At 44.2% G+C, this 14,707-nt stretch carries 12 protein-coding genes; 4 read left to right on the top strand and 8 right to left on the bottom strand.

What is annotated here, in order from left to right; translation table 11 throughout:
- Positions 1 to 90: 90 nt before the first annotated feature.
- From AB8613_RS16170 to AB8613_RS16160, 3 genes are all read right to left on the bottom strand, one after another.
- On the bottom strand, positions 91 to 1,515 hold the full coding sequence (locus AB8613_RS16170) for a phosphomannomutase CpsG (protein ID WP_146490068.1): 1,425 nt from the start codon (positions 1,513 to 1,515) through the stop codon (positions 91 to 93).
- A 15-nt stretch (positions 1,516 to 1,530) separates the two neighbouring features.
- Positions 1,531 to 3,015 (bottom strand): mannose-1-phosphate guanylyltransferase/mannose-6-phosphate isomerase, encoded by a 1,485-nt coding sequence (locus AB8613_RS16165; RefSeq protein WP_372385829.1) that lies wholly within the window; start codon positions 3,013 to 3,015, stop codon positions 1,531 to 1,533.
- Positions 3,016 to 3,120: 105 nt separating this feature from the next.
- Positions 3,121 to 4,236 carry a mechanosensitive ion channel family protein gene (locus AB8613_RS16160; protein WP_285953485.1) on the bottom strand — a complete coding sequence of 372 codons (1,116 nt, stop codon included), beginning with the start codon at positions 4,234 to 4,236 and terminating at the stop codon, positions 3,121 to 3,123.
- Between the two features lie 186 nt (positions 4,237 to 4,422).
- On the opposite strand from AB8613_RS16160, the gene AB8613_RS16155 reads away from it, so the two are divergent.
- Positions 4,423 to 5,079, top strand: a complete 657-nt coding sequence (locus AB8613_RS16155; RefSeq protein ID WP_372385237.1) for a TrkA family potassium uptake protein — start codon at positions 4,423 to 4,425, stop codon at positions 5,077 to 5,079.
- 25 nt (positions 5,080 to 5,104) lie between these two features.
- Complete coding sequence (locus AB8613_RS16150) at positions 5,105 to 6,472, top strand: TrkH family potassium uptake protein (RefSeq protein ID WP_371713544.1); 1,368 nt, start codon at positions 5,105 to 5,107, stop codon at positions 6,470 to 6,472.
- A gap of 113 nt (positions 6,473 to 6,585) precedes the next feature.
- On the opposite strand, the gene msrB is transcribed toward AB8613_RS16150, so the two are convergent.
- On the bottom strand, positions 6,586 to 7,728 hold the full coding sequence (msrB, locus tag AB8613_RS16145; RefSeq protein WP_372385236.1) for a peptide-methionine (R)-S-oxide reductase MsrB: 1,143 nt from the start codon (positions 7,726 to 7,728) through the stop codon (positions 6,586 to 6,588).
- 199 nt (positions 7,729 to 7,927) lie between these two features.
- On the opposite strand from msrB, the gene AB8613_RS16140 reads away from it, so the two are divergent.
- Positions 7,928 to 8,326 carry an OsmC family protein gene (locus AB8613_RS16140; RefSeq protein WP_048659099.1) on the top strand — a complete coding sequence of 133 codons (399 nt, stop codon included), beginning with the start codon at positions 7,928 to 7,930 and terminating at the stop codon, positions 8,324 to 8,326.
- 124 nt (positions 8,327 to 8,450) lie between these two features.
- Here AB8613_RS16140 and AB8613_RS16135 read toward each other — a convergent pair whose 3' ends face one another.
- The 4 genes from AB8613_RS16135 to phnW all read right to left on the bottom strand — a co-directional run bounded on the left by AB8613_RS16135 (position 8,451) and on the right by phnW (position 13,310).
- Positions 8,451 to 9,521 (bottom strand): OmpA family protein, encoded by a 1,071-nt coding sequence (locus tag AB8613_RS16135; RefSeq protein WP_372385235.1) that lies wholly within the window; start codon positions 9,519 to 9,521, stop codon positions 8,451 to 8,453.
- A 343-nt stretch (positions 9,522 to 9,864) separates the two neighbouring features.
- A complete protein-coding gene (gene phnX, locus AB8613_RS16130; RefSeq protein ID WP_048663347.1) occupies positions 9,865 to 10,683 on the bottom strand; it encodes a phosphonoacetaldehyde hydrolase in 819 nt (272 codons plus the stop codon).
- A gap of 84 nt (positions 10,684 to 10,767) precedes the next feature.
- Positions 10,768 to 12,207: an aspartate aminotransferase family protein gene (locus AB8613_RS16125; RefSeq protein ID WP_372385234.1), complete on the bottom strand. Its 1,440-nt coding sequence runs from the start codon at positions 12,205 to 12,207 to the stop codon at positions 10,768 to 10,770.
- Positions 12,207 to 13,310 carry a 2-aminoethylphosphonate--pyruvate transaminase gene (gene phnW / locus AB8613_RS16120; protein WP_372385233.1) on the bottom strand — a complete coding sequence of 368 codons (1,104 nt, stop codon included), beginning with the start codon at positions 13,308 to 13,310 and terminating at the stop codon, positions 12,207 to 12,209. The genes AB8613_RS16125 and phnW overlap by 1 nt, the downstream gene beginning before the upstream one ends.
- A gap of 326 nt (positions 13,311 to 13,636) precedes the next feature.
- On the opposite strand from phnW, the gene AB8613_RS16115 reads away from it, so the two are divergent.
- Complete coding sequence (locus AB8613_RS16115) at positions 13,637 to 14,647, top strand: putative 2-aminoethylphosphonate ABC transporter substrate-binding protein (RefSeq protein ID WP_060981582.1); 1,011 nt, start codon at positions 13,637 to 13,639, stop codon at positions 14,645 to 14,647.
- The last annotated feature ends 60 nt before the right edge of the window (positions 14,648 to 14,707 follow it).

Genomic DNA, 14,707 nt, shown 5'->3' with positions numbered 1-14,707 from the left:
AAGCTACTGAAAATTCAAAGCCCTTATTAGCAATCGTTAGTAAGGGCTTTTTTATGGTTTTTAGTTGAAAATTGGAAGCACCTTGTACTCTTAAATGAGAAAAGACAGTAGCTCGTTGACTTTAAATGATAACAAAGCTCTATCTTGTTTGGTTTCAACGTTAAGGCGTATTAATGGTTCTGTATTCGATTGTCTTAGGTTGAAGCGCCATGTTCCCATATCCATACTGATACCGTCTGTATGATCGATCTCAACGGCATTATCTCGGTAGTGCGATAACACGCAAGCCATGACCTGCTCGGGGTCTGAAACTTTGCGATTTATCTCTCCGGAAGAGGGGAATTTCTGCATACTGGTACTCGTCAATTGATGAAGAGATTGTTGAGTCTTCGACATCAGTTCGATAACTAGTAGCCAAGGAATCATCCCTGAGTCGCAATATCCAAAATCACGAAAATAATGGTGTGCGCTCATTTCTCCACCATACACTGCGTTTAACTCTCGCATTTTCTCTTTGATCAAAGCATGTCCAGCTTTTACGCCAACAGCGTTTCCACCTAGTCTTTCTGCGATCTCTATTGTATTCCATGTCATGCGCATGTCGTGCAGTACAGTTGCATTAGAGTCTTTTAGCAAGAAGGCTTCGGTTAGCAGACCAACGATGTAGTAGCCTTCAATGTAATTGCCTTTTTCATCAAAGAAAAAGCAGCGGTCGAAGTCTCCATCCCATGCAATTCCAAGGTCTGCAGAATGTTCTAAAACGGCATCTCGAGTGGCTGCTTGACTCTCTCTAATCAAAGGGTTTGGAATACCATTGGGGAAGTCTCCATCGGGCGTATGATGAACCTTGACGAAAGTGATAGAGGCACTGAGTTTGTTAAATTTATTCTCTAAAGCATCAATGACATGTCCTGCGACGCCGTTTCCTGCATTAACTACAATCTTCATTGGCGAAAGCTTAGAAGGTGATATATAGGAGAGTAGGTGGTCTACATAAGGGGCGAGAATACTAGTCGGTCTACTAGAGTTACTTGGTTGCACATAAACGAGCGGTAAATTGCTGTTTAGCTCTTGTTCGAGTACTTCAATGCGTCGTTTGATTTCATCTAAACCACTGTTTTTACTAATAGGGCTAGCGTCTACACCGACCAATTTCATGCCGTTATAATTGATTGGGTTATGGCTAGCTGTAATTTGTATTCCGCCAATCGCTTTTAGGGAACGTGTCGCAAAGTAGACTTCTTCTGTGCCAGTCATACCTAGGTCTATCACGGTAATCCCTGACTCGATTAAGCCTTTGGTCATGGCTTCTTGTAATGAAAGAGACGTTTCGCGGTTATCACGACCAATCACCACTTGCGCCAAGTCATCGAATGAGGTTTCAGGCGTAGCGGACAGGACATATTCGCCAAATGCTCTACCAAGCAGGTAAGCAAGGCGCTCATTGATTTGTTTACCAATGATTCCTCGGATATCGTTATTTTTAAAGCAGCTGAGCTCTAAATTCTGTTTCATTCTATTGTGGCTGCTCTAGTTCGATTTGTTGATTTGAGGTGAGCTAGATTGTTTGCTCCGCCCGTAACTATCTTGATATCGAATAATGTCGTCTTCACTCAAATGGCTACCGGTTTGTACTTCGATCATTTCGAGTGGAGTGTCCCCTGGGTTCTCTAGGCTGTGGATATGGCCTAAAGGGATGTAAGTGGATTGATCTTCTTCAACCAGATAGGTTTTCTCATCGTTGGTCACTTTCGCAGTACCCGCCACGACTACCCAATGTTCCGCTCTATGATGGTGCATTTGTAACGACAACTTGTGACCAGGTTTTACGGTGATACGTTTAACTTTGTCGCGCTGGCCTAGATCGATAACATCGTATTTACCCCAAGGTCTAAACACCTCACGATGATGCAAATGTTCTGTGCGACCGGCTTGATTCAGTTGACTGACAATCGATTTAACACCTTGAACCTTGTCTTTGTTCGCAACCAATATAGCGTCTTTGGTTTCGACAATAATGAGGTTCTCGACACCTACCGTCGCAACCAGCTTGTTTTCAGCGTGGATGTAGTTGTATTGAGAATCGACAGTTAACACATCGCCTTCAATCACATTGTTGTGTTCATCTTTATCACTGACATCCCAGATTGCAGACCATGAACCAATATCATTCCAACCAACATCCATCGGGATCACCGCAGCATCCGACGTTTTTTCCATCACGGCATAGTCGATAGAGTCGCTCGGGCTGCTTTGGAATGCTTCGGCGTCAATACGGATAAAATCGAGGTCGGTGTTTTGCGTTGTGAGAGCGAGTTTACAGGCCGTTAGGATCTCTGGACGATGTTCAGCAAGTTCTTCAAGGTAGCGTGATGCTCTAAACATGAACATACCGCTGTTCCAGAGGTATTGCCCTGAATTAACGTATTGTTCTGCGGTTGCTAGATCTGGTTTTTCAACGAAACATTCAATGGCAAAAGCATGATGGGAGAGTGGCTCTCCTTGTTTTATATAACCATAGCCAGTTTCTGGTACGTTTGGAGTAATACCAAAAGTAACCAGTTTACCTTGTTTTGCGTATTCAACGCCTCTTGCCACCGTTTGCTGAAATGCAGCTGTTTTTGCGATGTGATGATCTGCAGCCAGCACTAATAATATTGGGTCAGATTTATGTTGTTGGCTGCTGTTCGAGTGACCTAAAGCCTGTAACGCAGCTAGTGCGATGGCTGGGGCTGTATTTCTACCTACAGGTTCTAACAATATTCCACTGTGTTGGATATTGGATGCTCGAGCTTGTTCTGCGGCAATGAAGCGATGCTCTTCATTACAGATGATGAGCGGGGCATCGCAGTTACTATCCGTTAAGTACTCATCAAGACCTTGCAGTCGTTGAAGTGTTTGCTGAAGCATGGACTGCTTGCCGGCAATATTGAGAAATTGCTTAGGGTAAAGCTCGCGAGACAGTGGCCAGAGACGACTTCCGGAGCCGCCAGCTAGAATGACAGGTACAATCATAGAGTGGTAATTGGGTGCATTGGAAGACTGGCACCATGTTACCACGCTTCACCTTTTTTGCTTATCGCTAAGAAATTTACTTAACGATAAGCAATATAGGTGTGCTTATTGATGCGCTTCTGGATTGGACATGATCATAGCTTGAGCTTCGCTAAAACCTTGAGGATCAATCTTGAGTGTTTGTGTTGGGAATGCGATATCCGCATTGTGTTTATGGATGATCGCTAGCACCTGTAACAGAACATCTTGCTTAACTTCATGGTATCTCACCCAGTTGACCGTTTTTGTAAAGGTGTAGATAAAGAAATTAAGCGTTGATGGCCCAAATTTATCAAAGTTAACGATCAGCGTCTGTTTGGCATCAATATCTGGGTGCGTTTCAAGCATGGCTTTTACGTCATCCACAATAACAGCCAACTTGCTTGCGTCTTCGTAACGAAGCCCGAAGGTTTCATTAATTCGGCGGTTTAGCATTCGCGATGGATTCTCCACCACAATGTTACTGAATACCGAGTTTGGTACGTACAAAGGGCGTTTATCGAAGGTGCGAATGATGGTCATACGCCAGCCTATACGTTCGACTGTACCTTCAATTTGGCGGTCAGGTGAGCGAATCCAGTCTCCGACTTTAAAAGGGCGGTCGAAGTAGATCATCATGCCACCAAAGAAGTTCGATAGTAGATCTTTTGCTGCCAAACCAACGATTAAACCACCCACACCACCAAAGGTGAGTAAGCCTGACAGGCTGAGCCCAAATGCCTGCATGATCGTCAGGCCGCCCATAACCATAAAGAACAGACGAGCTACTTTTGCAATTGCTTGTACTGTGGTTTCATCTCTGTTTTTCTGCTCTAAGATGTACGCTTCAGCATTGGTGATCATTCGTAAGGTGAACCAAACGAAGGTACATATGATCAATATGTGCTTGAGCGTTTTTAACCAGTTGATTTCGTTGCCAAATTGGTCTTGAAGGATCAACCCGATAGATACGGTCGCGGGCCAACACCAAAGTAACGTACTGACAGGGGTTTTCAGTGCCTCTAGTAGCAGGTCATCCCAGTGAAAGTGGGTTCTCTGTGCCAGAACTTCCAAGCGATTATGGATAATTCGCCAAGCTACCCAAGCGAGAAAACTTGCAATAGTGATGAATAGGACGCTGTTTGCCCAATCACTATGGCTCTGGTTGATGTAGGTTTGTACTTGGGTTATGAATTCATTCATTGTGTGTGCTGCCGCAGAAATTATGAATTGGAAATTAGCAGAAACTCGAGTTGTTCTCTACCTTTATAAATCAAGCGATTATGACAATAGTATAACCTTATTATTACAGAACTAACTTTTTTTGAGATAGAAACTAATGTAGGTTTGGCTATCCCGTGTAATTAAAATTTCTAAACAGGATTTCAAATGAGCGACAAACAATATGCAGTTATCGGTTTAGGGCGTTTTGGTGTGTCAGTTTGCAAAGAGCTGCAAGGTTCAGGGGCGCAGGTATTAGCCGTCGATATTGATGAAGAGCGAGTGAAAGAAGCAGCGGCTTTCGTTTCACAAGCTATTGTTGCGAACTGTACGAGCGAAGAGACGGTTACAGAGCTAAGGCTCGATGATTACGACATGGTCATGGTGTCGATTGGCTCTGATGTTAACTCCAGTATTCTAACCACTCTGGTGGTGAAAGAGTCAGGCGCAAAAGCCGTCTGGGTGAAGGCGAACGATAAATTCCACGGCAAGATCCTCTCTAAGATTGGGGCTGACCATATCATCATGCCAGAGCGCGATATGGGTATTCGTGTTGCACGTAAGATGTTAGACAGGCGCGTTCTGGAGTTTATTGACCTTGGCAGTGATTTGGCCATGACTGAAATTGTTATTGGTTCAAAACTCTTGGGTAAGCAACTTCGTGACTTGAAGCTTTGCAAAGAGGTAGGTGTCGAAGTTCTTGGATTTAAGCGCGGACCTAATCTCACTAAAGCACCTGAACTGGATATTAGTTTAGAAATCGGAGATGTGGTGATCATCGCTGGGCCTAAAGAGACCCTATCTAGAAAGCTACGTAATTGGTAATGGGAACTTGTAATAGGGTAACAGTATGAATTCGTTTCAGCGAAAAGGTACTTTCTACACACTCACAAGAGATGAAAAGCCGCGTAAAGGCTCTGAACCTAAGATAATCCTGACCAGCTTTTTGGCGGTTCTTATTCCCTCGGCCATCTTACTAACGATGCCCGTATTTTCTGTCACAGGGCTCAGTTTCACAGATGCATTGTTTACTGCGACTTCTGCAATCAGCGTAACAGGGTTAGGAGTCGTTGATACGGGCGAACACTTTACTTTGGCCGGGAAAATCTTGCTGATGTTCTTGATGCAAGTGGGCGGGTTAGGGCAGATGACCTTATCTGCGGTTCTTCTGTACATGTTCGGTGTTCGGTTAAGTTTAAAGCAACAAGCATTGGCGAAAGAAGCATTAGGGCAAGATCGTAAGATTAACCTGCGTAAGCTAGTAAAGAAGATCATCATCTTTGCGTTAATGGCGGAATTTATCGGCTTTGTATTGCTTTGTTTCCGCTGGGTTCCTGAAATGGGATGGGCAACAGGCAGCTTCTACGCACTGTTTCATGCGATATCAGCATTCAATAACGCGGGTTTCGCTCTGTTCTCAGATAGTATGATGAGCTTTGTTGACGATCCATTAGTGATCTTTACCTTAGCGGCTCTGTTCATTTTTGGTGGCTTAGGCTTTACGGTGGTCGGTGACTTATCGAGTAACTGGCGTAAAGGCTTTCGACATCTGCATCTACACACCAAGATTATGCTAACAGCGACACCGACTCTATTGTTGGTCGGCACGGTGATGTTTTGGCTTTTGGAGAGGAATAACTCAGCAACCATGGAAGGGTTATCGACTCAAGGGCAGTGGCTGGCAGCGTTTTTCCAGTCGGCGAGTGCTCGTACTGCTGGCTTTAATAGTGTGGATTTGTCTCAATACACACAGCCTGCTTTATTGGTGATGATTGTATTGATGCTGATTGGTGCAGGTTCTACCTCAACGGGTGGTGGTATTAAGGTTTCGACCTTTGCGGTTGCCTTTGTCGCGACGTGGACGTTTTTACGTCAGAAAAAACATGTAGTGATGTTTAAGCGAACCGTAACTTGGCAAGCGGTAACAAAGTCATTGGCCATTATTGTGGTAAGTGGGGCGTTATTAACCACCGCGATGTTTCTGTTAATGCTTACTGAAAAGGCTGCGTTTGATCGAGTGATGTTTGAGGTGATTTCAGCCTTTGCAACGGTAGGACTGACGGCTGGATTAACTGCGAATCTGACTGAGCCAGGTAAATACATCATGATTGTTGTTATGGTGATCGGGCGTATCGGTCCTTTAACGTTAGCTTATATGTTAGCTCGGCCAGAACCTTCTTTGTTGAAATACCCAGAAGATACGGTGTTAACGGGTTAATAATGCTAAGAGGCTAGAGTTAATCCTTCTTGTTAGAGCGTTAGAAAAACGAAAGCCAGCGATATGCTGGCTTTGTTATTTATGAATAGAATTCTGTGGAATTGAGTCTTTAGCTAGCCCTCAAACATCTCAACGTATTCTTCGTAGCCTTCTTCCGCTAATTTATCCGCTGGGATAAAGCGCATCGCAGCTGAGTTCATGCAGTAACGCAAACCTGTCGGTTTAGGACCATCTTTAAATACATGACCTAGATGAGAATCTCCAAATTTACTACGGACCTCTGTTCTTGGGTAAAGCAGTTTGTAGTCAGTAGTGGTTACTACATAAGCTTCGCTGATTGGCTGTGTGAAGCTCGGCCAGCCTGTACCTGATTTGTATTTGTCTTTTGACGAGAACAAAGGCTCACCGGTGACGATATCAACGTAAATACCTTCTTGCTTGTTATCCCAGTATTTGTTGTCAAACGGGCGCTCTGTTGCATCGTCTTGTGTTACATCGTACTGCAGTGAGGTTAGTTTCGCCTTAATCTCAGCATCAGACGGTTTAACGTAGGTCTTAGCGTTTGCTGTCGCATTTTTGCTGTCGATGATCTGGCGGATAGTTTGTGGGTTTTCCTTTCTATCATCACCGAAGATTTTATCTAAATATTGATCACGACCGGAAGCGTAACGGTAATAGTTATAACGAACCTTGCTCTTTTTGTAATAATCTTGGTGGTAACCTTCGGCAGGCCAGAACTTTTCAAACTTAATCAGTTCTGTTTTTAGTGGAGCACCAAAGATCTTAGCTTTGTCGATTTCCATCATAAAGTTCTGAGCGACGTCTTTTTGCTCTTGATTATGATAGAAAATAGCAGGTCGATATTGAGGGCCTCGGTCTACAAATGAGCCTTTGTCATCGGTTGGATCTATGTGTCTAAAGAATTGGTCAAGAACCTGTTCGTAGCTGACAAGATCTGGATTGTAAGTCACGTTGATGACTTCGATGTGACCAGACTTACCTGAAGATACTTGTTTATAAGTGGGTTTTTCTAATTCACCACCAGAATACCCAGAGATAACGTCGGTCACGCCTGTCAGTTTTTCTAGGTCGGACTCTGTACACCAAAAACAACCACCAGCCAGTGTCGCGATTTCATTTTTACCTGAATCAGCCGTTTTATCCATTGTATTGGCAGTGCCAGTCTGGCTTACAAACAGCGAAATCAGTGGCAGTACGACTACGAGTGATACCAATATTTTAGATAGTTTATTCATAGATACCTCATCTTGACGTTTTTCTTATTCAATTTTGAATGTACGAATAGAGACAGGTTTTAGATGAAAAAAATTGCATCGTTCACAAAAAATATGTCGCCGAGAACATCTTGCTCATAAATGCCGCCAGTAGTAGGGTGTCAGTATTGATATCCAATAATAGATACTGATGGCGGTTATCGTACATCTAAGGAACCACATGCAAGCAGAAGTTAAATGGGTCGAAGGCTTTAAATTCCTAGGTCAATCTCAATCAGGTCACTCTGTCGTGATGGATGGAAGTGGCGGTGCTACTGCGCCAAGCCCGATGGAAATGGTGTTAATGGCTGCCGGTGGTTGTAGCTCTGTTGATGTGGTTGATGGTTTGAAATCTGCTGGCCAAAATATCACAGGCTGCAATGCAAAACTTGAAACCACACGTCGTGAAACCGCACCAAAAATCTTTACCGTGATTAACATTCATTTTGAAGTGTCTGGTGACAACCTAGATCCTGAGTTGGTCGCTAAAGTGTGTGCTGACTCTTTAGAAAAGTACTGCTCAGTGTGCTTAATGCTGGGTGCTGGCGTTGAAATGACGCACAGCTGGGAAATTATCTAGTCTCTGATTGTACTGCTTGGCGGTAGGCTAATTTTTACGACTTACGGGCATAGCTAGATAAAGAAAAGGGCGGAGCACTTTAAAGTGTTCCGCCCTTAATTATTCTAGCTAGAGTAGAGTGCTATTATTCAGTCGTTTCTACAATAACTTCTTCAATTTGAGCTTCTTCTTGGTATTCAAAGCTTGGGATCGTTGCGTCAACACGACGGTTTTGCGCACGGCCTTCAGCGGTAGCGTTTGATGCGATTGGGTTTTCTTCCCCTTCACCAGAAGCCGTAATACGCTCAGCTTCAATTCCTTGCTCTTCGATGTATGCAGCTACAGCGGCAGCACGTTTCTTAGAAATCATCATGTTGTATTCTGCCGCACCAGTTGAGTCAGTGTGGCCAACAATGTTAACGGTCGATTGAGGGTGCGCTTGTAAGACTTCAACAATTGGCTGTACAGCTGTTTTACCTTTTTCTGAAAGCTCTGTGCTGTTAGTCGCAAATGTACCTTGAGAGAAGCTCTCGGTTTGCGCTTTAGTAACAACTACCGCTGCTTCTTCTTCAATAACCACAGTTTCTGGCTCGGTGATTGGCTCAGAAGGTGCTTGAGTCACTGCCGCCGCAGAAGCTGCAGCCGCTGCTGATGCGGTTGTGTTACCTGTACCGAAGTTGTAGCTAAGGCCAACAGTCACAAGGTTGGAGTTAAGGTTTTGAATGATCTTATCATCAAAATCATCGAAGTATTGGTATTCAACTCTCAGCGCCCAATCGTCTGAAAACTGTTTCTCAGCGCCGATACCTAAGGCTAATACAACGTCGTCTTCGTCGTCATGCATGATGTAAGCAGGACCTGCTTTGAAGAAGATATCAAACTCTTGTTTAATCGCTAGTCGATACATCGGGCTCAAAGAAATGGCTACGATAGAATCGCTATATGTTTTAGGCGTTCCGTTGTTGTTAAAGCTGGTATCATAATCACCTAAGTAATCTGCATTCAATTCAAGAGTAATGTTATCGGTAAAGTTGTAACCACCGTAAATACCACCCGCAACAGAATCATCTTCACACTTTTCACCGCTTACACAAGCGCTATCTAGCCAACCCATGCCAACTTTTGCGCCTACGTATGTCGTTGCGGCAATGGATGGAGCAGCAGCGAAACCTGAAGCTGCAATCACAGCACACATGATTTTTGAAAGTTTTTTCATAATCTTATCCTTGGATTAATTTTTATTGTTATCTGAACTGGCCATTAAATCGAAAACTTACCGTGTGGGACACTGCAACGGTAAGTAAATCAAGGCTTTAATTCAGTCAGGGCCTTTTCAGGAACTGTTAACACATTGTTAGTCTGATTGCTTATGAGAGTCAATGTGATTGTTGGGATTTATATTTTTCAAGGTGCCTATTTATAGCTTTTTTGTCGAAAAATTGTTGTCTCAAATGTTGGAAACGAAGAAACCTCGCATCATTTTTACGTGATACGAGGTTTCATTTTGCATGTGTGCGGATTATTGGGCTACAGACCCTGATTTGCAGAAGTGGCAGGAGTTATGGACGCTCACCTGCTAGTAAGCGCTTCTCGATATCAGCAATGATACCTGGCAGATCTGCAATAGTATCGATCAGGTAGTGTGGGTTTGATTTGTTTAGCTTCACGCTGGCTTTTTCACGTGCATCGGCGAGTGTTGCTTCATCTGCGTCTAAGTATTCTTGGTAGGTGAAGCCAGCTTCGTTGCCTGATAGTACAAGGCCTACTGTCCACATGCCTGCGTTGTGGCCTTCATCGATACCCGGCGCAGCGTCATCTACTTTCACACATGCAGCGACGTTTGTTACACCTAGATCTATCACGTTTTTAAGAGCCATAAATGGAGCTGGGCGGCCACCTTGAGGTAAGTCATCCGTTGCAACTACGTTATCTGGTCGGTAACCGTAATCTGCCGCAGCAGGGATTAGCACATCCATCACTTCACGTGGGTAACCAGAACAAGAGCCAATTTTTACATTCTTTTCTTTTAGGTTATTTACAACTTCAATTGCGTTTAAAATTGGTGCTGCGTGGTCTGCTACTTTTGCTTTCTGAAGAGGCATGAATGCCGCGTAGATCGCATCAACGTCTTCACTTGTCATCGAGCGTCCGAACTGAGCCTTCCAACGAGCGTCAACAGCAGGAATTCGACCAACTGCTTGGATGTGGTCCCATTTGCCGATCCCCATAGGTTCACGCGCTTCTGCTAAGTCGATATCAAAGTTGAAACCTTGTCTGAATGCTTCAACGAAAATACTGGTTGGAGCAAATGATCCAAAATCAACGATAGTGCCAGCCCAGTCAAAGATAACCGCTTGGATAGGTGATGTTGTGTTCATAGTCGTGTCCTATTTCTGTTCTCTCCCAGCTAAAGTTGTTCTGGGAGATGAATGATTGTTTTAAGTTATTGGTTAGATGATGGTTTAAAGGTATTCAAAGTCTTTGCAGACTTTTGCTATCGCTTTTTCGAATACAGACAGAGCGACTTCTAATTCGCTGCGGCTGATGATCAATGGTGGACTCAATTGGATCACGTTACCTTGTGACACCTTAAAGCTCAGGCCATCGTTTAGACACTGGTAAAGCACCGCTTCTGCTTCATCGAAAGCTCGGGTTTTGGTGATGTGGTCAGTGACCAATTCCACCCCCCAGAGCAGGCCAATGCCGCGAATGTCACCAATGACTGGGTACTTCTCTTTCATTTGAAGTAGCTGTTCACGTACGAATGTGCTTTCTGCTTGTACTTTTTCAAGTAGGTTTTCTTGCTCAATCACTTCCATGGTCGCGAGTGCTGCCGCGCAGCCAATTGGGCTTTTCTCGTGGGTGTAGTGACCAAGAGATACTTGCGCTGCCGTGTTGTATTTGTCTTTAGTGATCATGGCTGCGATTGGTACTAAACCGCCGCCAAAACCTTTACCGATACAAAGGATGTCAGGTTCGATATCAAACGCTTGGTGAGTAAACCATTTGCCGCTACGACCCATGCCATTTGGGATGTCATCGATGATCAACATGACGTTGTGTTTGTCACAGATCTCACGGATGCGTTTCCAATAAGCCTTACTTGGCACTTGAACGTCTGTGTTACGCACTGCTTCCGCAATGAAGGCACCAATGCCACCTTCTTTTTCAATCACATACTCAAGGTAATCGGCGTAGTGAACATCACATGCGGTCTCGTTCGCATCACTGGAGTTTTGCCCGCGAAGCGAAAAAGAGTCATTGAGCGGAAAAGCACCACGATAGGAAACCGCTGGTGGAATACGTTCTACGCCAGCCATTAATGGCCCCATTCCTTCGCGGAAACACGCTTCGCCACCTACTGAAATTGCATCGAGTGACGCGCCATGGAATGAGTCCCACAGTGATACTACTTTAAAGTTGTTGGTGATATGTCGAGCCAGTTTGAGCGCCATGCCGATCACTGATGTGCCACCTGGAGCAAACAACACGCGATTCAAATCACCACCGCAGATCTGTGTCAGCTTTTCAGCACACTGAACGGCTGTTTCATTGGTAAAACGACGAGGTGAAAATGGCAATGACGCCATTTGCTGAGTCACTTTATTAATGATGTGGGGGTGACCATAACCTAGTTGATGGACATTATTGCCGTGAAAGTCTATGTACTTCTTGCCTGACGTATCTTGTATATAGATGCCTTCTGCGGCTTCAAGTGTATCTAGACAAGGCGTTGACATGGCTTGATGAAGAAATACGTCAGAATCACGTTTTAACATCGCTTGAGTCGCGTCATCGTTTAGTGATTCGTTCCATTTTTCGCGTGCTGGTGTGGTGTTCACATCGCCTTCACTTCGAAAGTGCGCCGCGTTCACCACTGGCTCTTGGTTAGTTATCGTCATTACTTGATATCCCAGTACATAGCATTCTTAACTGCGTCAATGAGAGCTTCAATGTCTGATGGGTACACTTCACCGATGTTACCGATTCGGAAGCAGTCTGCGTTTGAAACCTTGCCCGGGTAAATCACAAACCCTTGTTCTTTCAAACGGTCATAGAATTCCTTGAATTGGTAATCGCTATGAGTTGGAGAATAGAAAGAGGTAATGATTGGTGAATGAAGGTCATCATTAAGCAGCGGTTCAAAGCCAAGAGAGCGCATACCTGCAACCAATGTGGTTTGGTTGGTTTGGTAGCGGTTATAACGAGCTTCAATGCCGCCTTCTTGTTCCAATTCAAGTAGAGCTTGGTAGAAAGCGCGCACTGTATGAGTCGGAGAGGTGAAACGCCATTTACCATGGTTGCTTTCCATGCAGTGCCATTGGTCAAACAGGTCAAGGCTTAATGAGCGAGCTTGGCCTTTGCACTTCTCTAACTCTGACTGCTTAGCAATAACAAAGCCGAAGCCCGGTACACCTTGAATGCATTTGTTGGCTGAGCTGATCATGTAATCGATACCTAAGTCAGCAATATCCATAGGGATACCACCAAAGCTCGACATCGCATCAAGAATGACGGTTTTGTTGTGCTGCTTTGCCAATTTGGCAATGTCTTCAATTGGATTCAGCATGCCAGTGGTGGTTTCACAGTGCACAATCGCAACGTGAGTAATGTCTGAATCCATGGCCAATGCCGTTTCCATTTCGTTCAAGTCAGGCTGTGATGTTTCACCTGGGGAAACGACATGGCATGGAATGTTTAAATAGTCTGCGATTTGAGCAATACGAGCACCGTACGCACCGTTATCAACAACCAAAAGCTTACCGCTGCTAGAGATAACACTACCAATCGTTGCTTCAACTGAAGCAGTGCCGCTACCTTGCATTAGTACGCTTGTGTATCCCGCTTGCTTAGTCGCCAAAGCCACTAGCTTGCTACGAATCACTTCAACAACGTCTTTGTTGTATTCATCATCCCAAGTACACCAGTCTTTTAGCATCGCTTGGCGAACGGTTTCAGAAGTAGATAGAGGACCTGGTGTCAGTAATAAGTATTCGTTTCTCATGTTCAATTCTCGTGATTTTTATTTTGGACTATACCAATTGTTGCAATTACTTTAACAACCAATTTAAACGGTCGTAAATAGCCCAAACGTTATTTTCACAAAAGCTTCATATTCAAATTTTTCACTTGTGTTGAGAAATTTTCCGATCTTTAAATTGCCATTTTTTGTTCATTTAATCGTCATAAAAGCCAATTAGCCTAATACTCGAAATCTGGTACATACCAATATGAAGGTGTGTGTTAACAACCTAACTGAATTTATGGATATAGAAGCATCTTGATGGGGCTTCTAACTTCTAACCTTGGCATCGGGCCTGACTGGAGAAAATGATGAAAAACCGTTTTATGAAAGGATCACTTGCAGCGTTAGTCACTCTACTCGCTGGTAATGCTTATGCAGCACAGGAAGTGACGGTTTACACCGCTTTTGAAACTGACATTTTAGCGAAATACAAAAACGCATTTGAAAGTGAAAACCCAGACATCAACATCAAATGGGTTCGTGATTCAACTGGGATCATGACGGCAAAATTATTGGCCGAGAAAAACAACCCTCGTGCAGAAGTAGTATGGGGTCTTGCGGGCTCTTCTATGGCTTTGCTTAAAGAAGAGGGCATTCTGAAACCTTATACGCCTCAAGGTGTAGAAGCATTACGCGCTAACCTTAACGACCCACAGTCTACTCAAGCTTGGTATGGCAATGACGCATTCTTTAATGCAGTTTGCTTTAACGAAGTGGTGGCTAAGCAATTGAATCTACCGGCACCTAAGTCTTGGGATGACTTAACGAAGCCTATCTACAAGGGCCATATTGCTATGCCAAACCCAGCGTCTTCTGGTACGGGCTACATGCAGGTTTCGGCTTGGCTACAAAACATGGGTGAAGACCAAGGTTGGAACTACATGCAGAAGCTAGACCAAAACATCGCTCACTACACGCACTCTGGTTCTAAGCCATGTGTTCAAGCGGGTATGGGTGAAGTCGCTATCGGTATTTCTATGGCGAGCCGTGGCGCTAAGTTGAAAACTCAAGGCGCGCCACTTTCTGTGATTACACCGGAAGGTATCGGTTGGGAATCTGAAGCGGTAGGTCTTGTTAAGCCTTCGGATGCTGCGCAGCGCGTTGTTGATTGGTCTATTTCTAAAGCGGCAAACGAGCTTTACATCGAAATGTACCCAGTTGTTGGTCACCAAGATGTGACAGGCAAAGCAGAGAACTTCCCTAATGTAGAAAAGAACATGGCAAAAATGGACTTCGCTCGCATGGGCAGCGAACGTGCTGATGTTCTTAAAACATGGTCTGAGAAGTTTGACGCTAAATCAGAGCCAAAATCTTAATCTGCCGATCTATTCAGATAATTAACTATTTAGTTCATTAGAAGTTAGAAATCAGTAAAG

The sequence above is a fragment of the Vibrio sp. BS-M-Sm-2 genome (genome assembly GCF_041504345.1).
GTDB lineage: Bacteria > Pseudomonadota > Gammaproteobacteria > Enterobacterales > Vibrionaceae > Vibrio > Vibrio satsumensis.
The sequence above is the reverse complement of the archived record's forward strand: the minus strand, read 5'-3'. Positions and strand labels throughout refer to the sequence as shown.

Excerpts from the sequence above, each read along its gene's own strand:
- AB8613_RS16135 (WP_372385235.1), bottom strand. The coding sequence starts at position 9,521 with ATGAAAAAACTTTCAAAAATCATGTGTGCTGTGATTGCAGCTTCAGGT.
- AB8613_RS16160 (WP_285953485.1), bottom strand. The coding sequence starts at position 4,236 with ATGAATGAATTCATAACCCAAGTACAAACCTACATCAACCAGAGCCAT.
- AB8613_RS16165 (WP_372385829.1), bottom strand. The coding sequence starts at position 3,015 with ATGATTGTACCTGTCATTCTAGCTGGCGGCTCCGGAAGTCGTCTCTGG.
- AB8613_RS16150 (WP_371713544.1), top strand. The coding sequence starts at position 5,105 with ATGAATTCGTTTCAGCGAAAAGGTACTTTCTACACACTCACAAGAGAT.
- phnX (WP_048663347.1), bottom strand. The coding sequence starts at position 10,683 with ATGAACACAACATCACCTATCCAAGCGGTTATCTTTGACTGGGCTGGC.
- msrB (WP_372385236.1), bottom strand. The coding sequence starts at position 7,728 with ATGAATAAACTATCTAAAATATTGGTATCACTCGTAGTCGTACTGCCA.
- AB8613_RS16170 (WP_146490068.1), bottom strand. The coding sequence starts at position 1,515 with ATGAAACAGAATTTAGAGCTCAGCTGCTTTAAAAATAACGATATCCGA.
- AB8613_RS16155 (WP_372385237.1), top strand. The coding sequence starts at position 4,423 with ATGAGCGACAAACAATATGCAGTTATCGGTTTAGGGCGTTTTGGTGTG.
- AB8613_RS16125 (WP_372385234.1), bottom strand. The coding sequence starts at position 12,207 with ATGACGATAACTAACCAAGAGCCAGTGGTGAACGCGGCGCACTTTCGA.
- AB8613_RS16115 (WP_060981582.1), top strand. The coding sequence starts at position 13,637 with ATGATGAAAAACCGTTTTATGAAAGGATCACTTGCAGCGTTAGTCACT.
- AB8613_RS16140 (WP_048659099.1), top strand. The coding sequence starts at position 7,928 with ATGCAAGCAGAAGTTAAATGGGTCGAAGGCTTTAAATTCCTAGGTCAA.
- phnW (WP_372385233.1), bottom strand. The coding sequence starts at position 13,310 with ATGAGAAACGAATACTTATTACTGACACCAGGTCCTCTATCTACTTCT.